We start from the raw sequence: 24,978 nt of genomic DNA, 5'->3' as shown, positions 1-24,978 counted from the left end.
TACCCCGGCAACCGGGATCTGTCGGCGATGTCGAACAGGCACTGGCGAGGATCTACGGCATCGACACGTGGGCCGCACGGGAGCAGGTCCGGGCGTAGCGTCCGGGGACGTGAAGACCACCGACGACGTCCTGTCCACCGTCCCCGCTCCCGCCGGCTCCGACGTCCGCGTCGAGCCCGTCCGCTACGACCACGAGGGCACCGCGCTGCTCGGCGTCCTCGCGAAGGACCACGCCGCGTCCGGCCCGCGCCCCGGCGTGCTCGTCGTCCACGACTGGCACGGCGTCAACGAGCACGTCGAGGCCCGCGTCACGATGCTCGCCCGCCTCGGCTACGTGGCCTTCGGCGCCGACGTGTACGGCGAGGGCGTCCGCCCCGGCGACGACACCGCCGGCCAGGTCGCGGGCTCGTACTACCAGGACCTGCCGCTGTTCCGCGCTCGCCTGACCGCCGGGCTCGAGCAGCTCCGCGCCGACCCGGACGTCGACCACTCGCGCATCGTCGTGATGGGGTACTGCTTCGGCGGTTCCGGGGCGCTCGAGCTCGCGCGCACGGGTGCCGACCTGGCCGGAGCCGTCTCGTTCCACGGCGGGCTGATCGTCCACGAGGACTCCGACGCCTCCGCGATCCGGGCGAAGCTCCTCGTGCTCACCGGGGGCGCGGACCCGATGGTGCCGGACACCAAGATCGCCGAGTGGCAGGACGAGATGCGCGCCGTGCCGTCCGTCGACTGGCAGGTCGTGACGTACGCCGGGGCGATGCACGCGTTCGCCGTGCCGGGCACCGATGCGCCGGACCACGGGGCGCAGTACCAGGAGCGCGCGGACCGTCGCTCGTGGCAGGCGCTGCAGGTGTTCCTGGCCGAGGTGTTCGACGAGGAACCGACCGTCGCCTGAGCCCGGCGACACGCCGAGGGCTCGGCGGGAGCGGCTCGATTGGCGTTCGGTGCCGCACCTGTTGTAGAGTCTTCCACGGCCGCAAGGCCGGTATCGGCCCCAGGGCCGGATGCGCTCGTAGCTCAATGGATAGAGCATCTGACTACGGATCAGAAGGTTGGGGGTTCGAGTCCCTTCGAGCGCACATCTGAGAAGGCCCCGTCGCACTGCGACGGGGCCTTCGTCGTTCCCCGGACGCGGGCGGTACAACCGCGCCGATGTGCACCCAGGGAACGGACTGTGCAGCGTGCACGGATTCACGCGCTCGTAACGACACCCTGCACGTGTACGCCCTCCCACCCGCTCACTACGGTTGCTCCAACCCGACCGCCCCGGTCGGCACCCCTTCCCCCAGGAGCATCCCGATGGCCAGTGCAGCGTCAGCACCACCAGCCCCGTCCGTCGTCGTCGACGACCACTCCCTGTCCCGTGTCCCCGCGTCCGCCCGCTACGGCTGGTTCCAGGTGGCGGTGCAGCGGTTCGGGCAGATCTCCGCCCTGTCCCAGTTCCTGCTCGGTGCGACGCTCGGCTTCGGCATGGGCTTCTGGCAGGCCTTCTGGGCGATCACCCTCGGCGCCGTCATCCTCGAGATCGTCTCGGTCTTCGTCGGCATCATCGGCATGCGTGAGGGCCTCAACACGTCGGTGATCGCGCGGTGGACCGGGTTCGGCAAGGCCGGTTCCGCGCTCGTCGGCCTCGCGATCGGCCTGAGCCTGATCGGGTGGTTCGGCATCCAGTCGGGCGTCTCCGCCGCCGGCCTCGTGGCGATCCTGCCCGTGCTGCCCGCATGGGCCTGGTCGCTCGTGTTCGGCCTGCTCGTCACCGCGATCGTGCTCCGCGGCTTCCACTCGATGCAGTGGCTCGCGAACGTCACGGTGCCGCTCTTCCTGATCCTGGTCGGCTGGGCGGTCGTGGTCGAACTGAGCAAGCACTCGATCGCCGAACTCGCCGCGAAGGCCCCGGCCGGGCCGGAGCTCAGCTTCGTCGCCGGCACGACCCTCGTCGCCGGCGGCTTCATCGTCGGCGCCGTGATCACTCCCGACATGACGCGCTTCAACCGCTCCGTCGGCGACGTCATCAAGCAGACCGCGCTCGGCGTGACCCTCGGCGAGTACGTCATCGGACTGGCCGGCGTCCTGCTCGCGCACGCCGTGGGCTCGTCGGACATCACCCGCGTGATCACGTCGAGCGTCGGCTGGGTCGGCATCCTCGTGATCCTGCTCGGCACGTTCAAGATCAACGACTGGAACATCTACAGCTCGAGCCTCGGTGTCACGAACTTCATCGACGTGGTGTTCGGCCGGAAGGTCAACCGCGGCGTCGTGACGATCGTGCTCGGGGTCGTCGGCTCGGTGCTCGCGGCCGTCGGCTTCCTCGACGCCTTCACCCCGTTCCTCATCGTGCTGGGCGTCGTCTTCCCGCCGATCGCCGGGATCATGGTCGCCGAGTACTTCGTCGTCAAGCGCTGGCGCCGTGAGCTCAGCGACAGCGAGGGTCTGCCGGCGACGAGCCCGACGTGGGTCCCGGCGACGCTCGTCATCTGGGCGGTCGCGGCCCTGGTCGGGTACTTCGTCGCCGTCGGGATCCCGTCCATCAACTCGGTCGTCATCGCCTTCGTCCTGTACGTGGTGGCGGGCAAGGCCGGCTGGGTCCGCGGCGTCGGCGTGAGCCGCACCGAGGAGGCCCCGGTCACCGCCACGAGCGTCGCCAGCGCCGAGGCCCCCGCCCCGGCACCCGCGCCCTGAAGCCGGCGGTCGGCACCCCCCCTTCGCCGACCGCCACCTCGTCGCCGGCCGTGCCCGCGCGCGGCACGGCCGGCGCGACGACACCAGCACCAGCACCAGCACCAGCACCAGCACCAGCACCGGCACCACCCGAGAGGAACCCCATGCGCATCGGCATCGACGTCGGCGGCACGAACACGGACGCCGTCCTGATGGACGGCAGCACGGTCGCAGCAGCCGTGAAGCGGTCCACGAGCCAGGACGTCACGTCCGGCATCGTGGCCGCACTCGCCGGCCTGCGGGAGCAGCGCGACTTCACCTCGGCCGACATCGACGGCGTGATGATCGGCACCACGCACTTCATCAACGCGCTCATCGAGGCACGCGGACTCGCCCCGACCGCCGCGGTCCGCCTCGGTCTGCCCGCCACCGCGTCCCTCCCGCCCTTCACGGACTGGCCCGAGCACCTGGTCGGTGCCGTGCAGGGTCGCGCGTTCCTGGCCCACGGCGGCCACGAGTTCGACGGTCGCGTGATCTCCGAGCTCGACCCGGACGAGCTGAAGCGGCACGCCGAGGCCATCGGTGCCGCCGGGATCCGCTCGGTGGCGATCTCGTCGGTCTTCTCGCCGATCAACGACGAGTTCGAGCAGCGCGCGCAGGCGATCATCGCCGCCGAGCTCGGCCCCGACGTCGCCTTCTCGCTGTCGAGCGAGATCGGCCGCATCGGACTGCTCGAGCGCGAGAACGCCACGATCATCAACGCGGCCCTGCGCGAGCTCGCCGACCGCATCGTCGACGGGCTCTCCGGCTCGGTCGCGGGCAGCGGGATCGACGCACCCCTCTTCCTCAGCCAGAACGACGGCACCCTCATGGACGTCGAGTACGCCCGGCGCTACCCGGTCGCCACCTTCGCCTCCGGCCCGACGAACTCGATGCGCGGCGCGGCGGTGCTGTCCGGCTTCGACACGTGCGCGGTCGTGGACGTCGGCGGCACCACGAGCGACGTGGGTGTGCTCACCGGGGGGTTCCCGCGCGAAGCCACCGGCGAGGTCGCCGTCGCCGGGATCCGGACCAACTTCCGGATGCCCGACGTGCTCTCGATCGGGATCGGCGGCGGGTCCCGCATCCGCGAGGACGGCGCCCTGGTCGGGCCGGACTCGGTCGGCTACCGGCTCACCGAGGAGGGCCTGGTGTTCGGCGGCGACACCCTCACCGCCACCGACGTGGCCGTGCGCGGCGGTCGCGGCACGATCGGGGATGCGTCCCGCGTCGCCGGCGTGCCCGCGGCGGTCGCCGAACGCGCGCTCGGGGTGATCGCCGAGCGGGTCGCCGACGTCGTCGAGCGCATGCGGACCTCGTCGGCACCGCTGCCCGTCGTGGCGGTCGGCGGCGGCTCCGTCCTGCTGCCCGACACGCTGCCCGGTCTGGGCACCGTGCACCGCCCCGAGCACTACTCGGTCGCGAACGCGATCGGTGCCGCGATCGCCCAGGTCTCCGGCGAGGTCGACAAGGTCTACGCGATCAGCGACGGCCGGCGCTCCGCCGTCGTCGACGAGGCCCGGCAGGAGGCGGTCGACCGTGCCGTCGCAGCCGGTGCGGACCCGTCGAGCGTCGCGATCGTCGACTTCGACGAGGTCCCCATCCCGTACCTGCCCGGCAACGCCACGCGCATCCGCGCCAAGGCGGTCGGTGACCTGGCACTCGGGGCGCTGGTCCGATGACGACCACGGAGGCGGTCCCGCGCACCGTCCGCCCGATCACCGAGATCGGCGCCGACTGCTCCGCCCTCGCACGGGGTGCCGCGATCCTCGGCACCGGCGGCGGTGGTGACCCCTACATCGGTCGCCTGCTCGCCGAGGCCGCGGTCCGCGCGCACGGTCCGGTGTCGGTCGTCCAGGTCGAGGACCTGCCCGACGACGCCGTCGTGCTCAACGTCGCCATGATCGGGGCGCCGACCGTCATGGTCGAGAAGCTGCCGTCGGGAGCGCAGTTCGCCGAGGCGATCCGCAATCTCGCCACGCACCTCGGGGTCACCCCGACGCACGTCGCCTGCATCGAGGTCGGCGGCGTCAACTCGACGAGTCCGATCGTCGCCGCAGCCGAGCTCGGCCTGCCGCTGATCGACGGTGACGGGATGGGCCGTGCCTTCCCCGAGGTGCAGATGGTCCTGCCGACGCTGTCCGGCATCTCCGCGACGCCGATGGCGCTCGCCGACGAGAAGGGCAACACGGCCGTGTTCTCGACGGTCGACAACCGCTGGGCGGAACGCCTCGCCCGCACCGCCACCGTCGAGATGGGCTGCTCCGCCATCACCGCGCAGTACGCGATGTCCGGTGCCGAGATCAAGGAGTCGTACGTCCGCGGCAGCCTGTCGCTGTCCGTCGCGCTCGGCGAGGCACTCGTCGCGGCCCGGGCCGCCAACGAGGACCCGGTCGCCGCCGTCACCGCCGTGCTCGGCGGGACGATCGTGTTCGAGGGGAAGGTCGCCGACGTCGAACGGAAGACGGTCACCGGGTTCGCGCGTGGCACCGCCCGCATCACCGGTTCCGGGAGCGACACCGGCCTGGAGGCGGTGCTCCGGTTCCAGAACGAGCACCTGCTGGTCGAGGTGGCCGGGTCGGTCCGCACCACGGCGCCCGACCTCATCGTCACCCTGGACGCCGAGACCGGCGAACCGATCACCACCGAGGGGCTGCGCTTCGGTGCGCGGGTCCGGGTCGTCACGGCGCCGGCCGACGAACGGTGGCACACACCAGCCGGGCTCGCGCTCGCGGGACCCCGGTACTTCGGCTACGACACCCGGGCGGTCCGCCACGACGGCACCGTCAGCGAGGGAGAACACGCATGAGCTGGACCATCGACGTCGACGACCTGGCCGACCTCGCGCGTGGCGCCGCCCTGCTCGGCACCGGCGGTGGCGGCGACCCCACCATCGGCATGCTGCTCGTCAAGGCGGCCATCGAGGAGCACGGCCCGGTCACGATCCTCGACCCGTCCGAGGTCGACGACGACGCCCTCGTGATCCCGACCGCGCAGATGGGAGCCCCCACGGTGGTGCTCGAGCGGATCCCCGCCGGCCCGGAGCCGCTCGGAGCACTGCGTCGGCTCGAGCAGCACCTCGGCCGGACGGCGAGCGCCACGATGCCGATCGAGTGCGGCGGGATCAACTCGATGATCCCGCTGCTCGTGGGCGCCACCGGCGGCCTGCCCGTGGTCGACGCCGACGGCATGGGCCGCGCGTTCCCCGAGCTCCAGATGGAGACCTTCTCGGTGTACGGGGTGCCGGGATCGCCCCTCGCGATCAGTGACGAGAACGGTCACGGCGTGGTCATCGACACCGGGCACGACAACCGGCAGATGGAGTGGCTCGCCCGCGGGGTCACGATCCGGCTCGGCGGTGTCGCCTACATCGCCGAGTACGCGATGACGGGCCGCCAGGTCCGCGAGACCGCCGTGCCGCGGACGCTCTCGCTCGCCCTGTCGGTCGGCCGTGCGATCCGTCGCGCCCGCGAGGACCACCGCGACCCGGTCGAGGCGCTCGCCGAGGCGTTCGGCCGGACCATCTACACGCACCTGCGCGAGCTGTTCGACGGCAAGGTCGTCGACGTCGAGCGCCGGACGGTGGACGGCTTCGCGAAGGGCCGGGCGGTCGTGCAGGGTGCGGACGGGTCCGAGCTCGAGATCGCGTTCCAGAACGAGAACCTGGTGGCCCGCCGGGACGGCCGGCTCGTGGCGGTGGTCCCGGACCTCGTCTGCGTGCTCGACGCGGAGACGGCCGAACCGATCACCACCGAGCGCCTGCGCTACGGACAGCGAGTGCGGGTGATCGGCGTCTCGACGCCCGACCTCATGCGCACCCCGGAGGCACTCGCCGTGTTCGGACCGTCCTGCTTCGGCCTCGACGACGACTTCGTGCCGGTCGAGGACCTGCACGAGCGGGTGCCGGCGGGGGCGCGCTGAGGCACGCCGATGCGCGAGGATCGCTGGTGTGCACCAGGGTGAGCAGCGTGACGGAGCCGTGACGAGCCTCCAGGCCGGCGACGTCGACGACTTCGCGCGCGGCACCGCGCTCCTCGGGTGCGGCGGTGGCGGCCAGGTCGACCACATGGCGTCCGCGCTCCGGCGCGCGCTCGGTGCCGGCGGCGTGCCGGTCGTGCCCGTCGCCGGCGGGACGCGCGCGGTGATCGCCGTCGGGCTCGTCGGGTCGACCACCGTGCTCGAGGAGAAGACCCCGAGCGGACGGGAGCTGCCGGACGCGCTCGCCGCGGTCGAACGGTGGACGGGACGTCGGGCGGACGCGGTCGTCGCGGCGCAGGTCGGCGGCGTCACCGGACCCGCTGCCGCGCTCACGGCACACGCGGCGGGTCTGCCGTTGCTCGACGCCGACCTGGTGGGCCGGGCGACCCCGCGGATCGACCAGCTGTCGCTGTTCGTCGACCCGCTGCCAGCGGTCACGGCGGCCGCCGTCACGTCGAGCGGGCTCCGTATCGTCGTGGACGCCCCGGACCCGCGCGACCTGGAGACCGTGTGGCGCGAAGCGGTGTCGCACAGCGGTGGATGGGCAGCCTTCGCGATCGGACCGGTGGACGCCGACGTGCTCGCCGCACGGTGCATACCCGGAAGTGTGACGCGGGCGGTGCGGACCGGGCGGGCGGCCACCGCCGCGAGCGACGTCGAGGGGTTCGTCGCCTCGCTGGCGGGAGCACGCACCGTCGCCCGTGGTCGGGTGCTCGACGTCCAGCGCACCGGCGACGCCGTGGCGTTCGTGCACGGCTCGATGGCCGTGCGTGACGCCGCGACCGGCGCGATCGCCCGGATCGAGGCCGGGAGCGAGTGGGTGCACTGCCTGGTCGACGGCGAGCCCGTCGCGAGCACCCCGAGCTGCATCGTCGTCGTCGACGCGCGCTCGCTCCGACCCGTGACGACCGAACGGGCACGGGTCGGCGACGAGCTCGCCGTCCTCGTGCTGCCCGGAGCGCCCTGGTGGTGGGCGGCGCCGCACCGGACCGCCCGTGTGGCGCCGCGGGCCTTCGGCATCGACGCCGACACCGTGCCGGAGGTCGTCGCGTGATCCCGGTGTCCGAGTTCCTCCCGCTGCTGCCCGAGGGGACCGCGCTGCTGGTCGGACCCGGGACCGGCACCGTCTCGTCCGTCCGCGGGATCGTCGGCCCGCCCGAGCACGTCGGTCGCGCACTCCGTCCCGCCGACGGCGCGGTCGTGCTGCTCACCCCCGTGGAACGGTTCGACGCGCGCTTCGACGTGCTGCTCCGTCGGGCCGCCACCGCCGGGGTACCGCTGCTCGTCGTCGGCCCCGGGGACGCCACGCCGCCGCCCGGACCGGGGACCGCCGCGCTCGCCGACCGGCTCGGCGTCGCCGTCGTGTCGACACCGGACCCGTGGGCCGCGTCGGTGCGCGTGCACGAGCTGATCGGGTCGGGCGACGCGCCCGCTGCCCGGGCGGCCGTCGCCGTCGCACGCATCGGGCTGGACGCCGGGCCCGCGCTCGAGGAGTTGTTCGCGCGGCTCGAGGCCGAGCTCGGACACCCGCTCCGGTTCCTCGACGCGTCCGGACGACCCCTGCGGGGAGCGGGCGTGGCTGCAGCGACCGCCGCGCTCCTCGCCAGGACGGTCGGCACGAGCGAGCCGGTGTGGGCGAGCGACGACCGGGAGACCGTCGTCGCGGTCCCCGTCCCGACCGGGATCGGTCCGCGGGCCTGGCTGGCCGTCGGGCTGCGGTCGCCCCTGCGGGCGGAACGGGCCACGCTCGCGACGGCGCTGCGCGTGGCCGCGGTCGCCGCCGGGCACCGGCTCGTGCTCACCCGGCTCGACGACGAGCGCGACGCCCGGTACCGGATGGCCATGCTCGACGACCTCCGCGCCGCGGACGGTGCGCCCGCCCCACCGCTCGTGCAGCGGACGATCGCCGCCGGGTGGGAGCTCGACGCGTGGCACGTCGGGGTCCGGCTCGTCGCGCGGGGACCCGTGGACGCCGTCGCGCTCCGGCGCGAGGTCGAGACGGCGTTCGACGCCGAGGGCCTCGACGTCGTCGTGGTCGAGCAGACCGACGGGTGGGCGCTGTGGACGTCGACGCCGGACGAGCCGGACCGGTCCGTCGTCGCCGCCGTCGCCACCTCGGTCCGGACCGCGCAGCACGCCCTGCGCTCCGCGGTCGACACGAACGCCGGTGTCGGGAGCGTGCACGCCGGACCGGCCGGACTCGTCCGGACCCTCGGCGAGGCCGGCGACGCCGTCCGCCTGGCCGCCGCCCGTCCGGAGTCGGGCTGGTTCGTCCACGTCGACCGTCTCGGGCTCGCGCAGCTGTTGCTCGCGTGGACGCAGACGGACACCTTCCTGCCGGCCGCGGAGCAGCTGCTCGCACCGCTGGAGCGCGGAGGAGGGGCACTTCGGACGACACTCGCGACCTACCTCGACACCGAGTCGTCGGTCGCGGAGACCGCCGCGGTGCTCGGCGTCCACCGCAACACCGTCGCGGACCGGATCGACCGGGTGCAGCGGTTGCTCGGCGTCGACCTCGGCGACCCCGAGACGCGTCTGGCGCTGCACCTCGCGACGCGGGCGCTCGGCGGGGCGTGAGGTCCGGCGCGGTCTTCTCGCCGAGACGCCGTGGTCGTGCCGAGACAGCCCGGGATCCTGCGGCGTCTCGGGAGGGGCCCGGCGTCTCGCGAGGGACTCGGCGTCTCGTCGGTCGCCCGGGGCTGTCGGTCTCGCGGCAGTTCCGGCACGATGAGGGCATGTGGACCCGCACCGCCGCTGCCGCCGCGGCTGCAGCGATCGTCCTCGTCGCGCTCACCGGGTGCACGCCGCCGTCCCCGTTCCAGGGCGTCGCGCGGGCGGCCTGCGAGAAGAAGGTCGGGCCGGCGGTCGTCGTCTGGTGGCGGGACCAGTACGCCCAGACCCCGTGGAAGGTCGTCGACACGCACACGACGGGCATCGAGCAGCGGTCCGGGCAGCCGAGCGGGACGACCGTGTTCTCCGTCTCGGGTGAGTCCGCGGTGCAGCGTGAGGAGCGAGGGAGCGCGACGGACCGGTTGCGGTGGTCGTGCTCCGCGCGGACCACGGTCGACGATCCCTCGACCGTGTCGGCGTCCGTCCTGGAGATCCGGTTCCGCTGACGTCGTGGCCGCGGACCGGTTGGCGTCGAACCACGAACACGACGTCGAACCAGGCCGGGTGGGTAGTTCGACGTCGGGAACGTGGTTCGACCCCCGGAGCAGGAGCCGCTGGCGCCGCGCGCTGCCGTCAGCCGGGCCAGGAGTCCCGTGACCACGAGCCGTCCGGGCAGCGCTCGTAGACGAGCCGGTTGCTCGCGGCGTCGGTCGCCCCGCGCCAGAAGAGCATCCGCCGCGGCGTGAGCGCGAAGCCGGCCCACGTGTCCGGCGGCTCGAGCTCCGGTCGATCCCGCTCGAAGGCCGCCCACAGCTCCCGACGACGCGAGGCGGTGTCGGCCGCGGCCTCGTGGTCGTTCACCCACGCGAGCACCTGCAGGTACCGGGTGCGGGCAGCGTACGCGGCGCGGGCCTCGTCGGCGGTGACGCGTGCGACGTCCCCGACCACCACGAGCTGCCGGGCGGCCTCGGGCCAGACGATCGTGACCGCCGCGCGGGGGAGTGCAGCGAGCTCGGCGGCCTTCCGACTGCGGCTGTCCGTGTGGAAGTGCAGGCGCTCCCCGTCGAAGCGCGAGAGCAGCACGGTCCGGGCGGACGGGTAGCCGTCGAGGCCGACCGTCGAGAGCGTCATCGTCGGACCGGGCCCGGCGTCGACCCCGGGCAGCCAGGCGGCGGCGAGGACGAGCGGGTCGGCCGGGGCGGTGGCGTCGGGGTCCTCGGCTGCCTGCCCCGGCAGCACGGTCACGACACCGCCACCACGTCGGACGCGAGCGGAGCGGCACCGGCAGCGCCGGGCTTCGCGACCGCCGGGTCGAACCGGGCGATCTCGTGCAGGGACGCCACCGCTTCGTCGAGCGACCGGTCCCACAGCGCCTGCCCGTACGCGGCGGTCGCCCGGCTCGCATCGCCGACGACCCCGGGGGTGCCGAAGTCGTTCGACAGCCACCCGAAGGACACCGGACCACCGTTGAACCGGATCTTCTCGAACTCGGCCAGGTGGTCCGGCACCCACCGCTCGGCCTTCGTCATGTCGACGAGGTCCGGGCGGAGGTGCAGGATCATCGACGTCTCCGCGGCGCCACCGTGGATGCCGAGCCCGCGCTCGTCCGCGTCCTCGCCGGAGGGCCCGGGGGTCCGGGCGAGCGTCGGCATGAGGAACGTCTTCAGCCCGTAGCGCTTGCGGATCTCCCGCAGGGCGACCTGCAGCAGGGCGACGTTGCCGCCGTGGCCGTTCGCGAAGACGAGCGACCCGGCACCCATCAGTGCGACGGCCCGGCCGATCTGCACGGCCGTGTCGAACATGGTCGACTCGTCGAGCCACACGGTGCCCGGTGCCCAGCTGTGCTCGTCGGACTTCGTGAACGCGAGGGTCGGCAGCTGCCAGACGTCCAGGCCCTCGGCCGCCGCGCGTTCGACGGCCGCGCCGCCGATGTGGTCGGCGAGCAGGAAGTCGGTGACGAGCGGCAGGTGCGGACCGTGGTGCTCGACGGCACCGGTGGGCTGCACGACGATCGAGTCGGGACCGAGCCCGGCGGCGACCGCCGGACCCGACAGCTCGGCCAGCAGGCGGGAGCGCGCCCCGCCGCTCACTTGCCGAACCCCGGCACGACGGGCTGCGCGGAGGCGGTGGAGCCCCCGCTGACGACGAGCGCCGGGTCGATCACGTGCCCGGGGTTGAGCAGGCCGTCGGGATCGGTCCGCTGCTTGAGCGCGACGAGTGCCTCGACGCCGTGGTCGACGTAGTACTGGTGCGGACTGTGCACCCGGACGCCCAGGTCGCGGAGCAGCGGGTACCCGGCGTAGACGTCCTCGGCGCCGGTGTAGGGCGCGGTGAGCATGCCGATCGGCCCGACGTGCGCCGCCTCGATGTGGAGCATCCCGCCCGGGTAGACGGCCTCGACCTCGGCGATGCGGTCGATGAGCGCCTCGCCCCCGACCTCGACGTGGAACCACTCGGTGTCCGGGGTGTTCCGCTTGAGCCACCAGATCGGGTGGTTGTACGACAGCATCGACACCTTCGTGGTCTGCTGCAGCCCCTCGCGGACGTCGGACACCTCGCCGCCGGCCTGCTCGATGAGCGCGCGGGCCTCGTCGAGGACGACGTCGTCGATGATCGCGCGCAGGCTGGCGCGGTCGTCCGGGATCGCGGTGTCCGACGGCAGGGTCGCGGCGATCGCCGGCCGGTCGGCGCTGACGAGTCGCGGCACCGGGTCGAGTCCGCGGAGCGTCCGCACGGCGACGAGGGCGTCCTCGAAGGTCGGGAACGCCGCGTACACGGCGCGCCACTCCTGCAGGGGTTCGAGCCGGACGGTGGCACGCGCGATGACCCCGGCGGTGCCGTAGGTGTGCACGAAGGGCTGCGCCTCGTCGCCCTCGACGTGCAGCAGTCCGTCCTCGCCGGGGAGTGCGACGTCGAGCGCGGTGACGAACCCCTGCCAGTTCGAGCCGTGCGCGATCGACCCGGTGCCGCCGGAGCCGCCGGACAGGAAGCCGCCGATGGTGGACTGCGCGGTGGACGGGTACATCCAGAGCTGCTGCCCGGTGGCCGCGGCGGCCTGCTCCATCGCGACCATCGACGCGCCGGCCTCGGCCGTGATCCAGCCGTCCCCGACCTCGACGACGGCGCGGGCGCGCGAGGTGTCGAGGACGAGGCCGCCGTGCAGCGGGATGCCCTGGCCGTAGTTGCCGGTGCCCTTGCCGCGGGTGGTGACGGGGACGCCGTGCCGGACGGCGGCGCGCAGGGTGGCGGCCACGTCGTCGGCGGACGCCGGGTACGCGACGAGGTCGGCGAGGCCGAGCGGCAGCTGCGCGCTGAGGATCGGGCTCATGGTCGCCTCGTCGACGGAGGCGCGGGCGCGGGTGCGCTCGTCGGCGCTCACGCCGCGCTCGCCGAGCAGGTCGACGAGCTCGGCGCGCAGCGCCTCGAGACCGGTGGTCGAGGCGGGGGTGACGGTGGTCATGCTCACTCCTGTGGGGTGGGTGGTGCTGCAACGACGGACGGGAGGCGCGGGGCGGGCGTGCCCCGCGCCTCCCGTCCGGTGGGTGGTCGGGTCAGTTGCCCAGACCGATGGACTTGTCGAGGAACTCGTTCGTGAACAGGTCCGAGGGCTTCAGGTCGCTCTTGACGTCACCGGTCCCGGCGAAGACCGGCTTCGCCTTGTCGATGAAGTCCTGCATGCGCTGCTCGTCCATCGAGCCGATGTAGCCGTCGGTGTCCTTCGCGAGACCGAGCTTCACCATCTGCGACGCGGCGAACGCGCCGACCTTCGAGTCGTAGGTCCAGCCGTTGTTGTACTGCTGCACGAGCTGCGTGATGAGGTCGTTCGTCGCCTGCGGGGCCTTCAGGTAGTCGACGTCGGCCTGCTGCATGACGGGGACGAGCTTCTGCAGGCACGGCTCGAGCTTCGACAGGTCGCCGGTGCGGACCGACATGGCCTCGGGGTACGGGTTCCAGCCCGTGCTCGACACCGGCTTGTACGCGACCTTCTTGCCCCAGGCCGCGACCTGGTTCTGGTAGATGTACGGCTCGGCGGTGGCGAAGCCCTGCTGCGCGTCCTTGCCGCCGGCGGAGACGAACTTCGCCGGGGTGCCGTCGTAGCTGCCGTCGAGGACCTTCTTCGGCAGGATGCCGGACTGCTCGAGGTACGTCATGTACGCGGCACCGTTGAAGTAGCGGACGACGCCGCCGTTCTTCTCGAGCTCCTTGCCGAGGTCCTCGATGCTGTCGACGTCCGGGTAGGTCTTCGGGTCCCACATGATCGACATCGGCGACGAGTCGTTCTCGGCGAAGACGGCCGTGGTCGGCAGGTTCCCGGAGAACTGGACCTGCTCGTCGGTCGACATGTAGCCGAGGGTGATGTCCTTGTCCTGGTACATCTGCGACGCGACCTTCGTGTAGCCGATGGCCGGGCCACCGGCACGGATCTCGAGCTTCACGCCGGTGCTCTTGCCGTTGGCGTACAGGTCGCCGGTGACGGTCTTGCCCGAGGCGTCGATGGACGGGTTCGGGCCGAGCATCTCGTACAGGTGGCCGTGCTCGCCCTCGGGGTTCCAGTCGGTCTGCACGACGACGGTCGCGGGGCAGACGTCGGACAGGTCGATCGCGGGGCCGGACGCCGCCTTGGCGGGGGCGCTGCTCGCGGTGTCCCCGGACGAGCCGGCGGCGCATCCGGTGAGGGCGATGGCGGTCGCGGCGAGGGCGGCGGTCGCGACGCCGAGTCGGGTGGTGGTGCGCATGGAGGCTCCGTTCGTGGTGCGGGTCTCGTGGTGCTGTGGGAACAGGGGTCGGGTGGGAGGGGAGGAGTGGATCAGCTGAAGTCGTGCCACCGACCGACCGCCAGGCGGCCGAGCAGTCCGAACACGAGGAAGACGGCGACGCCGTAGAGCGAGGCGATGATGATCGTCGCGTAGAGCTCCGGACCCATCAGGCGCGAGGCGGTCACCTGGATGAGCACGCCGAGGCCGGGGTTGCCGCGCTGGAAGAACTGGTCGCCGACGATCGCGCCGATGACGCTCAGCCCGGCCGAGGTGCGCAGGCCGACGAAGATCGACGGCAGGGCGGCGGGGAACTGCAGCTTGACGAGCTGGGCGAACCGGCTCGACCGCTGCAGGCGGAACAGCTCGCGCTGCGCCCGGTCGGCGGACTGCAGGCCGAACAGGGTGTTCGACACCATCGGGAACAGGGCGATCATCACCGTGACGATGACCCGGCTGGCGAACTCGTAGCCGAACAGGGCGCCGATGAGCGGGACGAGCGCGAGGATCGGCACGCACTGCAGCACGACCGCGTACGGGTAGAGCGAGCGCTCCAGCCACTTCGCCTGCGCCATGGCCATCGCCCAGACGACGCCGATCACGATCGCGAAGGCCAGGCCCACGAGCGACACGACGGTGGTGCGGCCGAGCGCGGACCACAGGTCGGTGCCGAACGTCGACGGGGAGCCGTCCGGCATGGTCGGGGCGACGATCGCCTTCGCCACGAGGTGCGGGTACGGCACCAGGAAGGCGAGGCCGCGGACGTGGTCGTAGTACGCGGCGGCGGCGTACCAGATGCCGACGAGCACGGCGAGGACGACGAGGGGCTGCCACCACGCGACCCGCGGACGCGAGCGGCCGGTGGTGCGACGAGCGGCGGCGCGGACGGTGCGGGTCTCGGCGACCTCCTGCAGGGTGACCATCAGCGGTGTCCTTCCCGGAGCGCGTGCGAGACCTCGCCGACCAGCTCGGCGAACTCGGGGGTGAAGCGGATGTCGGGGTCGCGCGGCATCGGGAACGGCACGTCGAAGCGGCCGACGATGCTGCCCGGGCGGCCGGACATCACGATGACCTCGGTGGAGAGGTACACGGCCTCGGACACCGAGTGCGTGATGAAGAGCCCGGCGAACTGCTGCTCGACGAACAGCCGGAGCAGTTCGTCGTTGAGGCGTTCGCGGGTGATCTCGTCGAGCGCGCCGAACGGCTCGTCGAACAGGAACAGCTCCGGGTCGAGCGTGAGGGACCGGGCGAGCGAGACGCGCATGCGCATGCCGCCGGAGAGCTGCTTCGGCAGGTTGGCCTCGAACCCGCTCAGGCCGACCAGGTCGATGGCGTGCGCGGCCTTCGCCGCCCGCTCCGCCTTCGGCACCTTCCCGAGCTCGGCGAGCAGCTCGACGTTGCCCTGGACCGAGCGCCACGGCAGGAGGGTGGCGTCCTGGAAGACGTAGCCGATGCGGTCGGTGGCGACCCCGGCGGTGCCGTGGGACGCGGACTCGAGGCCCGAGGCGATCCGGAGGAGGGTCGACTTGCCGCAGCCGGAGGGGCCGACGACCGAGACGAACTGCCCGCGGTCGACGGCCAGGTCGACACCCTGCAGGGCGACCGTCCCGTTCGGGAAGGTCATCTCGACGTCGCGGAAGTCGAGCAGGGTGTCCGTCGCGGTGACGGGCTGTGGGGCGGTGGTGGTCACGGGTACCTCGTGTTCTCGTGCACGGGTGGTGCGCGGTCAGGGAACGGGGACGGGCTGGGGTCGGGGCGGGACGCCGGTTCGCGTCCGCTCGGGGGCGGCGATGTTCCGCCGCACCTCGGTGCGGGCGACGAGTCGTCCGCGGGACAGGACGATCCGGTCGGCGGGTGCGTTCGCGACGGCGTCGGTGACGCTCGTCGCGGCGATCGCGAGCAGGTCGGCGCGCCGCCCGGGGACGGGACCGGCGGCCGGGAGGCCCATCACGCTCCGTGCGGTGTCGCTCACCATCGCGTACGCCTGGTCCGGCGTCACGTGGCCGGCCGACACGAGCAGGCTCGCGGTCTCGAGGGCGTCGCTCCGGCCCACCGGGTTGAAGGGGTCGCGGACGTTGTCCGCCCCGGCGGCGACCCGCACGCCGGCGTCGGTGAGCGCCCGGATCGCGGTGAGCCCGCGGGGCGTCGACACGGGGTGCTGCCAGCCCTGCAGGTAGAGGTTCGTGATCGGCAGCGTGATGATGCCGAGGTCCGCGGCGGCGACGTCGGCGACGACCTCGGCCAGGCGCTCCGGGCCGAGGGTGCCGAGCCGGACGCAGTGCCCGGCGGAGTACTGGCGTGCGTCATCGCGGTCACGGCGAAGTCGGCTGACGGCACGGGCGTAGTGGTCGAGGGTGACGGGTCCGTCGAGGCTCTCGTCGGTGTGCAGGTCGACGCCGACGCCGTACCGCTCGGCGAGGGCGAGCAGCCGGTCGACGTCGGCGAGGGGGTCCTCGGCGAGGTGCGGGGCACCGCCGACCAGGTCGACGCCGCAGTCGAGGACGGCCTCGACGTGGGCGTCGGGCGCGAGCGGTCCGGCGAGGGCGACGAGCTCGATGTCCATCAGTCCGGCGAGCTCCTCGCGGACCTGGACGAGGGCGCGGGCACCGCGGGTCGCGGACTCGGCGGAGGCGGGGGCGTCCGCGGGGGAGCGGCGGCCGCTCAGCACGTCGACGTGGCTGCGGACCGAGGTGGTGCCGGCGGCGAGGAGTGCGAGGGCGGCGGTCCGCGAGCGGTCGGCGATGTCCTCGACCGTCATGGTGGCGGCGTGTGCGGACCACGAGGCGATCGCGGCGCCGAGGTCGCCGAGCGGCGGGCGGATGGCGTCCGCGCTGAGCGCCTTGTCGAGGTGGGCGTGCGGCTCGGCCGGAGCGGTGAGGAGCAGGCGCCCCTCGAGGTCGAGCGTCGCGTCCGCCGGGGTCGATGCCGGTGCCGACATGGTGCCCGCCGGGGCGACGGCCGTGACGGTGCCGTCCTCGATCGTGACGTCGACCAGGCGACCGTCCGGCAGCAGCGCGGACCGCAGGAGCCCGATCGTGCGGGGTGCTGTCGCGTCCATCCGGAGCCTCTCGATCGTGTGTGACAATGTTGATCGCATCAACATCTCCGATGCTAGGGCGGCCGTGTTTCCCTCTCGTTTCGAGGCGGTTGCCGTGTGTGACACCCGTCCCGGTCCGACCGGGGAGCCGGAACGAGCGTTCCGTCGCGGGCGTCCGCGAGGTCGTCGGAGGACCCCGTCCAGGCCGAGAGGAGTGCGCCGTGAGCACCGGCACCACCACCGAGACCGACCGCGTCGTCGACGACCAGACCCAGCGGATCGGCGAGCACATCCGCGCCCGCCGCCGCGCCGCCCGGCTGACCCTCGTGCAGGTCGCCGAGCAGACCGGCCTGTCCCACCCGTTCCTCAGCCAGGTCGAGCGCGGGCACTCCCGCGCGAGCATGGTGTCGCTCGAGAAGATCGCCGCTGCGCTCGGGACCACGCAGGTCGAGCTGCTCGCCGCCGGAGCTCCGGAACGGTCGGACCACGACGTTCGGGCACCCGAGGTGCTCCGCGCGGACGAGGGAGCGCGGGGTCCGTTCTCGAGCGGGGAGGCCCGGCTCCTCGTGCACGCCGGCCCGCATGCCTTCGAGCCGCTCGAGTGGACGGGCGAGAACACCGACCTCGGCGAGTACTTCGAGCACCGCGAGGACGAGTTCCTCACCGTGCTCACCGGCGACGTCCTGCTCGACCTGCGCGGACAGGAGCCGCTCCGCCTGGGACCGGGCGACTCGGCCTACTACCGCGGCGGCACCGGACACCGGTGGTGCAGCGCGGACGGCGGTCGCTTCCACATGATCGTGGTCAAGGAGACCCCGCACGCCGGAGCGACCCCGCACGCCGGAGCGGCCTCGTGACCGCCGTGCCGGAGCGTCGCCGCGTGCGCGTCGCCGCACGCCGGACCGTCGCGACCGACGTCGTCGCACTCGACCTCGCACCCCTCGACGGCGCGCAGCTGCCCGAGTGGGAGCCGGGCGCGCACGTCGACCTCGAGGTCGCGCCGGACACCGAGCGCCAGTACTCGCTCGTCACGACGACGGCCGAGGGACACTGGCGCATCGCGGTGCTCCGGGAGCCGGACGGCCGCGGGGGCTCCGTCGCCGTGCACGACGACCTCGCGGTCGGCGACGAGGTCGTGGTCGCCGGACCCCGGAACCACTTCGGCTTCGACCCGACCCGACCGGCCGTGTTCGTCGCGGGCGGCATCGGGATCACGCCCCTCACCGCGATGATCGAGGCGGCCGAGCGTGCCGGGACCCCGTGGGAGCTCCACTACGCCGGACGCAGTCGCAGTCGGATGGCCTTCGTCGACGACCTCGTCGCGGCGCACCCGGAGCGGGTCGTCGTCGCGGCCGCGGACGAGCACCCCCGGTTGAACGTCATCGGACTCCTCGCCGAACCGCGCGACGCGGTCGTCTACTGCTGCGGCCCACGCGGGCTCATGGACGCCGTCGAGTCGGCAGCCGCGCACTGGCCGGCGGGCAGCGTCCGGGTCGAGCGGTTCGAGCCCGCCGCCGACGTGGACGCGCCCGGAGAGGCGTTCGAGGTCGAGCTCACGCTCACCGGCACGACCGTCACCGTCCCCGCCGACCGCACCCTGCTCGAGGTCGCCGAGGAGGCCGGCGCCTTCGTGCTCTCCTCCTGCCGCGAGGGCACGTGCGGGACCTGCGAGACGCCCGTCCTCGAGGGCGCCGTCGAGCACCGCGACACCGTGCTCAGCCCGGAGGAGCAGGCCGACGACCGCACGATGATGGTCTGCGTGTCGCGCGCCCGGCGCGGATGCCCGCGCCTGGTGCTCGAACTCTGACGCCCTGCGGACGCTCGGCGTCTCCTACGGACGCTCGGTGTCGTCGAGCGCGCCGCCGGTGAGCGCCGACAGACGCTCCAGGCCCGCCTCGGCGACCAGCTGGCGGGCGAGCGGGCGTGCCCGGTCCACCGCCTCGCGGACGTCGACCCTCGTGACGTCGAAGTCGGCGACGCTCAGGTCGCCGTCGACCCAGACGTCACGGACCTCGCGGCTGCCCGCGACGAAGACGACCGCCTGGTAGGGGTCGTGGACGTTCGCCAGGGTGGGGGAGTCGCCGTCGAACACGACCAGGTCCGCGCGCTTGCCGGGTTCGAGCGAGCCGATCTCGTGCTCCATCCGCAGCGCACGGGCGCCGCCGATCGTGCCCATCTCGAACGCCTCCCGGGCGCTCATCGCGGTGGCCTGCAGGTCGCGGACCCGGGCGAGGAGCGCAGCGGTCTTCATCGCCTGCAGGAAGTCCTGCGAGTCGTTCGACGCCGGCCCGTCCACGCCGATGCCGACCGGGATCCCCAGGGCGCGGAGCTCCGCGACCGGGGCGATGCCACTGGCCAGGATGCCGTTCGCGACCGGGTTGTGGGCCACGCCGACGCCGTTCGTGGCGTAGCGCTCCCGGTCCTCGCGGTCGACCCACACGCTGTGCGCCGCGATGACCGGCACCTGGAACATGCCCGTGGCCTCGGCGTGCCCGATCGCCGTCCGGCCGGTGCGCTGGCGCGCGGCGGTGACCTCCTCGCGCACCTCGTGGAAGTGCACGTGCACGCCGTGGCCGCCCGCGACCGCGTAGTCGACGTGCTCCTGCCAGGTGTCGTCGGTGTAGCGGCCGATCGACGAGACCCCGACCCGGAACGTGCTGTACCGGCTGGCGTCCGCGGCCTCGCGCAGCGCCTCGAACTCCTCGAGGATCGGCGTCGCACCGAAGTCGCGGTCGACGTCGCCCGAGCCGAACGACACGACACCGCGCAGTCCGAGGTCCTCGAGCGCCTGCACGACGCCCGGCGTCGCCGGCTCGTCCGGCACCGGGTCCGCGCAGAACATGTCGTTCGCCGTCGTGACACCGCTCCGGAGCAGCTGGATGCCCTGCAGGACCGTCCCGGCGTAGGCCTTCTCGCGGGTCATCACCGGGTTGACGCGGCCGATCAGCGCCGCGAGCCACTCCCACAGCGTGTACTGCGAGCCGATGCCCGTGATGAGGCCCTCGCTGAAGTGCCCGTGCGTGTTGACGAACCCCGGCGTCACGACGTCGTACGCACCGCCGCGGACCGGAGCGTCGGGGTGCGCGGCCGACAGCTCGGCGAAGGTGCCCACGGCGGCGATGCGGTCCCCGTCGAGCAGCACGGCGCCGTCGCGGATCGCGGCGGGGGTGGCGGAGTCGTCGGGCGCGGCGGTCAGCACCCAGCCGGCGCGGATCAGGGTCTGTGACATGTGGCGAACCTAGGGTGCCCGTGTTTCGCGGGTGTCACCGTCGGGTTTCCCCGTGGTGCGCGCGGCCCCCGTCGGAACGCCCGGTGCTCAGGGCCGGATCAGCAGGGCCGGATCAGCAGGGCCGGGTCAGCAGGCCACGCAGCCGGTCGCGCAGCACGTCGTCCACGCCGATGGTCGCGAACGCACCGTCGACGTCCGCGGCGACCTCCGCGACGACGGGTCCCGTGGTCGCGATCCACGCCTCCACCTGCTCCGGTCCCCACGATGCTTGTCGGTCGTGCGTCGGTGCGTGGATCGCCGTGCCCGCCATCGCGCGGACCGATGCGGCGTGGTCCTCGGCGACGATCGCCGGTGCCACCCCGGCGTTCGCCAGGAGGAGCGCACTGATCATGCCCGTGCGGTCGCGTCCCGCGCTGCAGTGCACGAGCACGCCGGTCGGGGCGTCGGCGACGGCCCGGAGGGCACCGAGCACGAGGTCGGGCAGGATCCGCCAGTTGTGCCGCCAGTACTCGGGCGAGTCGAGGATCGGGAAGCACACCGCCCGGAACTCGGGATCGTCCTGGTCCTCGGTCGGGGCGAGCACCACCGGGACGGACGCGCGGGTTGCCGGTGGCACGTCCGGGTCGCCGTCGCGGACACCGACCTCGTCCGGGCAGCGGAGGTCGACGACCGTGGCGAGCCCCCACTCGCGCGCGTGGCTCCAGCCGGCCTCGGTGAGTCGCTCCCGTCGCGGTCCCCGAGCCACGCGACCGTGGATCGTGGCGCCGGTCGGGGAGTCGGGGGTGGGGAGACCGCCGAGGTCACGCGCGTTCGGGTACCCGTCCCAGTCGAGGTTCCGCATCCGCAGGACCCTACTGCGTCACACCCGACGGCGGGGCCGTTCCTCCTGCGACATCGCTCGGAAGCGGGGCAGGATGGTGCGGTGACAGTCCAGCTCCGTCCGTGGTCGCCCGCCGATGCGCCGGCCCTGCTCGCCGCGTGTCGGTCGACCCCCGACCTGTCGCGGCAGTTCAGCGGCGTCGAGATCGCCGACGAGGCACAGGCAGCTGACCACATCGCGACCGTCCTGCGGTCCGACTCGTCCACGAGGAACTGGGCCGTCGTCGAGGACGATGTCGCCGTCGGGAACGTCGGGCTGGCGGCGATCGAGTACCGGCACGGGACGGCCTGGGCGCACTACTGGCTCACGGATCACGTGCGTGGCCGTGGTCTCGCCGCGGAGGGGCTGCGGGCGGTGGCGCGGTGGGCCTTCGCCGCCGGGCTGTTCCGTCTGGAGCTCGGACACCGTCTCGACAACCCTGCCTCGTGTCGGGTCGCGACGGCGGCGGGCTTCGCGGTGGAGGGAACCGAGCGGCAGAAGCTGCGGTACGGCGATGAGCGCTTCGACGTCGAGACGCACGCACGGCTGGCAACCGACCCCGTTGCGGCTGCCCGCGCTCTGCCGATCGGAGGCTGAGGCGCGGACCGCTCCGAGCGGCCGAACGGGCGCCTGGTAGGACCGGAGCATGGTGATCTACGACGCCCGACTCGTCCGGACCGCGGCGCAGGTGCTGCTCGACGTCGTCGTGCTCGGCGGCATCGTGGTCGCCGTGCTCCTGGGACGCGCGGTCTCGGCGTCGATCAGTGCGCTCGCCGCCATCGGGGGACGCGTGGACGAGCAGGGGTCGGCGTTCGAACAGCAGCTCCGCCGGACCGCCGATGCTCTGGGCGACGTCCCGCTCGTCGGCAGCTCGGTGAGCCGGCCCCTGCGTGACGCGAGCCGGAGTGCGGGCGACATCGCGGCGGCGGGGTCGCAGCAGCAGGAGGAGACGCTGCACCTCGCGCACCTGCTCGGCACCTCGCTGGCGGTGGTGCTCGTCGTCGTGCTGGTCGCAGTCTGGCTCCGGTACCGGGGCGGCTTCATCCGCCGGGCGTCCGCGACCCGACGACTGGCGCAGCAGCCCGACGGCACGGAACTGCTCGCCGTCCGGGCGCTGACGACGCGGGACGCGGTCGGGAGGCTCGGTGCCGGCGTCGTGGACCGGTGGCGGCAGCGGGACCCGGAGACGGTGCTCGCGCTGGCCGAGATCGAGCGGCGGAGCAGCGGGCTCCGCGCACCCGTCCCGTCCCGCCGGCCGTAGCCCTCAGCCGACCGGCACCGTCTCGCGGCGCTTCTGCCGCCAGGCCTCGGCGGGCCGGTCGTCGCCGTTCCAGACCTGCACGACGCCCCAGGCCGCGGCGATCAGGGGCACGGCGAGCAGGGCCCCGGTCACCCCGCCGAGGACGGTCCCCGCGGTCAGCCCGACCAGGATGACCAGCCCGTGCAGCCGGAGGGTCTTGCCCATCAGCACGGGTTGCAGGAAGTTGCCCTCGATCTGGTTGACGAGCACGACGATCGCCACGACGACCACCGCCTGTACCGGCCCGACCCCGACGAGGGTGACGAGTGCGGCGAGCGTCCCGGCGATCGGCGCCCCGATCATCGGGATGAACGAGGTCACGAAGGCGACGACCGCGAGCGGGATCGTGAGCGGGACGCCGAGCACGGCCAGCCCGGCGCCGATGGCGACGGCGTCGAACGCGGCCACCGCGGCGGTCCCGCGGACGTACCCGCCGAGCGTCGTCACGACGCGGTCGCCGATGCGTCGGGCGCGGTCGTAGGAGCCGCCGGTGAAGGGTCGGAGCAGGAACTCCCAGAGCGCCGGCCCGTCCTTGAGGAAGAAGAACAGGATCACGGCCATGAGCACCGCGCCGGTGACGACGTTCGTCACGGCGGAGATGCCGGCCAGCGCTCCGGCGCCGAACCGAGCGCTCGTGACGAAGTCGACGATCCCGTCCACGGCGTCCTCGATCTGGCCGTCCGTGATCCGGAACGGCAGCTCGTGCAGGAGGTCCTGCACCTGCTGCAGGCCGTCGACGGCGGAGGACTGGAGCGTCGACCACTGGCTCGCGACGGCCGCGACGAGGAGCCACAGGATGCCGGCGAGCAGCGCCAGCACCGCGACGAACACGAGCGCCGTCGCGAGCACCGACGGGACCCCGTGCCGGCGGAGCCACCCGACGACCGGGTGCAGGGCCGAGGCGATGATGAGGGCGACGAGGACCGGGATCGTGACGAGCCCGACCTGCGCGACCGCGTACACGGTGCCGAGGGCGACGGTCACGACGAGGACGACCTGGGAGCAGCGCGTCGCAAGCCGTCCGAACGAGTCGGCCCAGACGCTCGTGGTGGGTGCGCTGCCGGGGGAGCTGCGTCGGAACATGGTGGGGGCCTTCCGGGTCGTCGTGCGGAACACGTGACGCCGTCGGCACCCGGCCGAGGCTACCCAGGCACGGCCGTGCGCCGTCGACCGTCCGACACACCCCGGAAACAGGACGCTGCTACAAACGCACCCATGCTGACCGTCACCGGTGCCCTGCGCGTGCTCGTCGACCCCCGGACCGAACGGGAGGGCGACGTGGTCCTCGACGACGGCAGCGACCTGGCGACCACGCTCGACGCGTCGGGATGTGTGGTCACGCCGGGCCTGGTGAACGCGCACCACCACCTGCTGCAGACGGCGTTCCGCACCCTGCCCGGCACCCGGGGTGTGCCGATGGCCGACTGGCTGCCGACGATGGCCGCGGCGTACGGCCGGGCGGGGCACGATCCCGAGCTCTACGGACTGGCGGCGTCTGCCGGGGCCGCGGAGGGCCTCCTGTCCGGCGTCACGACGATCGCGGACCACCACCTGAACTGGCCCGCGGACGCGACGACCGACGACACCGTCGCGCTCGCCGCGGCGACGGTCGACGCCGTCCGGGGACTCGGCGGCCGGCTCGTCCTCGTGCGCGGGTCGGCGCGGGACGACCCCGACCGCGCTGCGGCGTCGGCGGACGCGATCGCCACGGGGCTGCTGCACGAGCGGGCGGCGGGCGGGGTGGACCCCGACGGCGGACTGCAGGTGGCGGTGGGACCGGCGGGCGTGCACTCCGACGGCGAGGCGACCTTCCGGGCACTCGGCGAGGTCGCTGCACGGCACGGGCTCCGGCGTCGGACGCAGGCGAACGAGCAGGTCGACACCGCCATCGCGCTCGAGCGGTACGGCCGCCGACCGCTGGACCTGCTCGAGGAGTGGGGATGGCTGGCGCCGGACGTCACGATCGCGCACCTCTGCGACGTGACGGACGACGAGATCGGTCGGCTCGCGGCGGCCGGCGTGACCGCGACGCACGCACCCGGGTGCGACGTGCCGATGGGGTGGGGGATCGCCCCCGTCGCAGCGCTCGCGGCGGCCGGGATCCCGGTCGGACTCGGGACGAGCGGCGGGGGCAGCAACGACGCGGGGCACCTGCTCGCGGACGGCCGGCTCGCGATGCAGGTGTCGGCGCTCGTCGGGCCGCAGCTGCCCGCGCGCCAGGTGCTCGGGATGATGACCGAGGGGTCGGCCGCGGGGCTCGGACGGCCCGAGCTCGGGCACCTCGGGGAGGGGACCGCCGGCGACCTGTGCGTGTGGGACGTCTCCGGGGTGGCGGACGCGGGCGTGGCGGACCCGGTCGCGGGGCTGCTCTGGGCGTCCCCGGGCCGTCGACCGCGGCACGTGGTCGTCGGTGGGCGCGTGGTGGTGCGTGACTACCGGCTCGTGACGGGCGACGAGCGCGAGATCGCCGCTCGGCTCGGCGAGCGGCTCGCGCGCACGCCCGTCGGCTGAGCG

23 protein-coding genes and 1 tRNA gene are annotated in these 24,978 nt (G+C 73.4%); 14 read left to right on the top strand and 10 right to left on the bottom strand.

Going from position 1 to position 24,978, the window contains the following annotated elements; all coding sequences use genetic code 11:
- Nucleotides 1-109: 109 nt before the first annotated feature.
- The 9 genes from AB0N84_RS14495 (at nucleotide 110) to AB0N84_RS14455 (ending at nucleotide 9,791) form a co-directional block, all read left to right on the top strand.
- Complete coding sequence (locus AB0N84_RS14495; protein ID WP_363547540.1) at nucleotides 110-895, top strand: dienelactone hydrolase family protein; 786 nt, start codon at nucleotides 110-112, stop codon at nucleotides 893-895.
- 111 nt (nucleotides 896-1,006) lie between these two features.
- Nucleotides 1,007-1,079, top strand: a tRNA-Arg gene (locus tag AB0N84_RS14490).
- 220 nt (nucleotides 1,080-1,299) lie between these two features.
- Nucleotides 1,300-2,679, top strand: coding sequence for a cytosine permease (locus AB0N84_RS14485; protein ID WP_182047393.1), 1,380 nt, complete (start codon nucleotides 1,300-1,302; stop codon nucleotides 2,677-2,679).
- A gap of 143 nt (nucleotides 2,680-2,822) precedes the next feature.
- Nucleotides 2,823-4,379, top strand: a complete 1,557-nt coding sequence (locus AB0N84_RS14480) for a hydantoinase/oxoprolinase family protein (RefSeq protein WP_363547537.1) — start codon at nucleotides 2,823-2,825, stop codon at nucleotides 4,377-4,379.
- Nucleotides 4,376-5,506 (top strand): DUF917 domain-containing protein, encoded by a 1,131-nt coding sequence (locus tag AB0N84_RS14475; protein ID WP_363547534.1) that lies wholly within the window; start codon nucleotides 4,376-4,378, stop codon nucleotides 5,504-5,506. The genes AB0N84_RS14480 and AB0N84_RS14475 overlap by 4 nt, the downstream gene beginning before the upstream one ends.
- On the top strand, nucleotides 5,503-6,618 hold the full coding sequence (locus tag AB0N84_RS14470; protein ID WP_289457068.1) for a DUF917 domain-containing protein: 1,116 nt from the start codon (nucleotides 5,503-5,505) through the stop codon (nucleotides 6,616-6,618). The genes AB0N84_RS14475 and AB0N84_RS14470 overlap by 4 nt, the downstream gene beginning before the upstream one ends.
- Nucleotides 6,619-6,646: 28 nt before the next feature.
- Complete coding sequence (locus AB0N84_RS14465) at nucleotides 6,647-7,729, top strand: DUF917 domain-containing protein (RefSeq protein ID WP_363547531.1); 1,083 nt, start codon at nucleotides 6,647-6,649, stop codon at nucleotides 7,727-7,729.
- Nucleotides 7,730-7,734: 5 nt separating this feature from the next.
- Complete coding sequence (locus tag AB0N84_RS14460) at nucleotides 7,735-9,252, top strand: helix-turn-helix domain-containing protein (protein ID WP_363547528.1); 1,518 nt, start codon at nucleotides 7,735-7,737, stop codon at nucleotides 9,250-9,252.
- 158 nt (nucleotides 9,253-9,410) lie between these two features.
- The gene (locus tag AB0N84_RS14455) at nucleotides 9,411-9,791 is read left to right on the top strand and encodes a hypothetical protein (RefSeq protein ID WP_363547525.1); all 381 of its coding nucleotides are present in this window, start codon (nucleotides 9,411-9,413) and stop codon (nucleotides 9,789-9,791) included.
- A gap of 127 nt (nucleotides 9,792-9,918) precedes the next feature.
- Here the strand turns inward: AB0N84_RS14455 and AB0N84_RS14450 are convergent, their stop codons facing one another.
- The 7 genes from AB0N84_RS14450 to AB0N84_RS14420 all read right to left on the bottom strand — a co-directional run bounded on the left by AB0N84_RS14450 (nucleotide 9,919) and on the right by AB0N84_RS14420 (nucleotide 17,097).
- Nucleotides 9,919-10,530, bottom strand: a complete 612-nt coding sequence (locus tag AB0N84_RS14450) for a pyridoxamine 5'-phosphate oxidase family protein (protein ID WP_363547522.1) — start codon at nucleotides 10,528-10,530, stop codon at nucleotides 9,919-9,921.
- Nucleotides 10,527-11,375 carry a creatininase family protein gene (locus AB0N84_RS14445; protein ID WP_363547520.1) on the bottom strand — a complete coding sequence of 283 codons (849 nt, stop codon included), beginning with the start codon at nucleotides 11,373-11,375 and terminating at the stop codon, nucleotides 10,527-10,529. The genes AB0N84_RS14450 and AB0N84_RS14445 overlap by 4 nt, the downstream gene beginning before the upstream one ends.
- Complete coding sequence (locus AB0N84_RS14440; protein ID WP_363547517.1) at nucleotides 11,372-12,745, bottom strand: FAD-binding oxidoreductase; 1,374 nt, start codon at nucleotides 12,743-12,745, stop codon at nucleotides 11,372-11,374. Before AB0N84_RS14440 ends, AB0N84_RS14445 begins: the two co-directional genes overlap by 4 nt.
- Before the next feature lie 91 nt (nucleotides 12,746-12,836).
- Nucleotides 12,837-14,021 (bottom strand): ABC transporter substrate-binding protein, encoded by a 1,185-nt coding sequence (locus AB0N84_RS14435; RefSeq protein WP_363547514.1) that lies wholly within the window; start codon nucleotides 14,019-14,021, stop codon nucleotides 12,837-12,839.
- A gap of 71 nt (nucleotides 14,022-14,092) precedes the next feature.
- Nucleotides 14,093-14,962 carry an ABC transporter permease gene (locus AB0N84_RS14430; RefSeq protein WP_069713068.1) on the bottom strand — a complete coding sequence of 290 codons (870 nt, stop codon included), beginning with the start codon at nucleotides 14,960-14,962 and terminating at the stop codon, nucleotides 14,093-14,095.
- A complete protein-coding gene (locus tag AB0N84_RS14425; protein ID WP_363547511.1) occupies nucleotides 14,962-15,729 on the bottom strand; it encodes an ABC transporter ATP-binding protein in 768 nt (255 codons plus the stop codon). The genes AB0N84_RS14430 and AB0N84_RS14425 overlap by 1 nt, the downstream gene beginning before the upstream one ends.
- 36 nt (nucleotides 15,730-15,765) lie before the next feature.
- Nucleotides 15,766-17,097, bottom strand: a complete 1,332-nt coding sequence (locus AB0N84_RS14420; RefSeq protein ID WP_363547508.1) for an amidohydrolase family protein — start codon at nucleotides 17,095-17,097, stop codon at nucleotides 15,766-15,768.
- Between the two features lie 200 nt (nucleotides 17,098-17,297).
- Here AB0N84_RS14420 and AB0N84_RS14415 point away from each other — a divergent pair, with 200 nt between their 5' ends.
- Together AB0N84_RS14415 and AB0N84_RS14410 are read left to right on the top strand one after the other, a co-directional pair.
- Nucleotides 17,298-17,933 (top strand): XRE family transcriptional regulator, encoded by a 636-nt coding sequence (locus AB0N84_RS14415; protein ID WP_363547505.1) that lies wholly within the window; start codon nucleotides 17,298-17,300, stop codon nucleotides 17,931-17,933.
- Nucleotides 17,930-18,883: a PDR/VanB family oxidoreductase gene (locus AB0N84_RS14410; protein ID WP_182047376.1), complete on the top strand. Its 954-nt coding sequence runs from the start codon at nucleotides 17,930-17,932 to the stop codon at nucleotides 18,881-18,883. Before AB0N84_RS14415 ends, AB0N84_RS14410 begins: the two co-directional genes overlap by 4 nt.
- A 24-nt stretch (nucleotides 18,884-18,907) precedes the next feature.
- Here AB0N84_RS14410 and AB0N84_RS14405 read toward each other — a convergent pair whose 3' ends face one another.
- Nucleotides 18,908-20,305, bottom strand: a complete 1,398-nt coding sequence (locus AB0N84_RS14405; RefSeq protein ID WP_363547503.1) for an amidohydrolase family protein — start codon at nucleotides 20,303-20,305, stop codon at nucleotides 18,908-18,910.
- 112 nt (nucleotides 20,306-20,417) lie between these two features.
- Nucleotides 20,418-21,146 (bottom strand): tyrosine-protein phosphatase, encoded by a 729-nt coding sequence (locus tag AB0N84_RS14400; RefSeq protein ID WP_363547500.1) that lies wholly within the window; start codon nucleotides 21,144-21,146, stop codon nucleotides 20,418-20,420.
- Between the two features lie 81 nt (nucleotides 21,147-21,227).
- Here AB0N84_RS14400 and AB0N84_RS14395 point away from each other — a divergent pair, with 81 nt between their 5' ends.
- Both AB0N84_RS14395 and AB0N84_RS14390 read left to right on the top strand, forming a co-directional pair.
- Nucleotides 21,228-21,761: a GNAT family protein gene (locus AB0N84_RS14395; protein ID WP_363547497.1), complete on the top strand. Its 534-nt coding sequence runs from the start codon at nucleotides 21,228-21,230 to the stop codon at nucleotides 21,759-21,761.
- Nucleotides 21,762-21,810: 49 nt separating this feature from the next.
- Nucleotides 21,811-22,425 carry a hypothetical protein gene (locus AB0N84_RS14390; protein WP_363547494.1) on the top strand — a complete coding sequence of 205 codons (615 nt, stop codon included), beginning with the start codon at nucleotides 21,811-21,813 and terminating at the stop codon, nucleotides 22,423-22,425.
- A 3-nt stretch (nucleotides 22,426-22,428) separates the two neighbouring features.
- On the opposite strand, the gene AB0N84_RS14385 is transcribed toward AB0N84_RS14390, so the two are convergent.
- A complete protein-coding gene (locus AB0N84_RS14385; RefSeq protein WP_363547492.1) occupies nucleotides 22,429-23,547 on the bottom strand; it encodes an AI-2E family transporter in 1,119 nt (372 codons plus the stop codon).
- A 132-nt stretch (nucleotides 23,548-23,679) separates the two neighbouring features.
- Here AB0N84_RS14385 and AB0N84_RS14380 point away from each other — a divergent pair, with 132 nt between their 5' ends.
- A complete protein-coding gene (locus AB0N84_RS14380; RefSeq protein ID WP_363547489.1) occupies nucleotides 23,680-24,975 on the top strand; it encodes an amidohydrolase family protein in 1,296 nt (431 codons plus the stop codon).
- Nucleotides 24,976-24,978 lie beyond the last annotated feature (3 nt).

This window comes from Curtobacterium sp. NPDC089185 (genome assembly GCF_040685235.1).
In the GTDB taxonomy this organism is placed as follows: domain Bacteria; phylum Actinomycetota; class Actinomycetes; order Actinomycetales; family Microbacteriaceae; genus Curtobacterium; species Curtobacterium citri.
The sequence above is the reverse complement of the archived record's forward strand: the minus strand, read 5'-3'. Positions and strand labels throughout refer to the sequence as shown.

Bases quoted from the DNA above. Each gene is read 5' to 3' on its own strand.
- AB0N84_RS14485 (WP_182047393.1), top strand. From the start codon at position 1,300: ATGGCCAGTGCAGCGTCAGCACCACCAGCCCCGTCCGTCGTCGTCGAC.
- AB0N84_RS14480 (WP_363547537.1), top strand. From the start codon at position 2,823: ATGCGCATCGGCATCGACGTCGGCGGCACGAACACGGACGCCGTCCTG.
- AB0N84_RS14475 (WP_363547534.1), top strand. From the start codon at position 4,376: ATGACGACCACGGAGGCGGTCCCGCGCACCGTCCGCCCGATCACCGAG.
- AB0N84_RS14470 (WP_289457068.1), top strand. From the start codon at position 5,503: ATGAGCTGGACCATCGACGTCGACGACCTGGCCGACCTCGCGCGTGGC.
- AB0N84_RS14455 (WP_363547525.1), top strand. From the start codon at position 9,411: ATGTGGACCCGCACCGCCGCTGCCGCCGCGGCTGCAGCGATCGTCCTC.
- AB0N84_RS14440 (WP_363547517.1), bottom strand. From the start codon at position 12,745: ATGACCACCGTCACCCCCGCCTCGACCACCGGTCTCGAGGCGCTGCGC.
- AB0N84_RS14435 (WP_363547514.1), bottom strand. From the start codon at position 14,021: ATGCGCACCACCACCCGACTCGGCGTCGCGACCGCCGCCCTCGCCGCG.
- AB0N84_RS14430 (WP_069713068.1), bottom strand. From the start codon at position 14,962: ATGGTCACCCTGCAGGAGGTCGCCGAGACCCGCACCGTCCGCGCCGCC.
- AB0N84_RS14420 (WP_363547508.1), bottom strand. From the start codon at position 17,097: ATGGACGCGACAGCACCCCGCACGATCGGGCTCCTGCGGTCCGCGCTG.
- AB0N84_RS14405 (WP_363547503.1), bottom strand. From the start codon at position 20,305: ATGTCACAGACCCTGATCCGCGCCGGCTGGGTGCTGACCGCCGCGCCC.
- AB0N84_RS14400 (WP_363547500.1), bottom strand. From the start codon at position 21,146: ATGCGGAACCTCGACTGGGACGGGTACCCGAACGCGCGTGACCTCGGC.
- AB0N84_RS14390 (WP_363547494.1), top strand. From the start codon at position 21,811: ATGGTGATCTACGACGCCCGACTCGTCCGGACCGCGGCGCAGGTGCTG.
- AB0N84_RS14385 (WP_363547492.1), bottom strand. From the start codon at position 23,547: ATGTTCCGACGCAGCTCCCCCGGCAGCGCACCCACCACGAGCGTCTGG.
- AB0N84_RS14380 (WP_363547489.1), top strand. From the start codon at position 23,680: ATGCTGACCGTCACCGGTGCCCTGCGCGTGCTCGTCGACCCCCGGACC.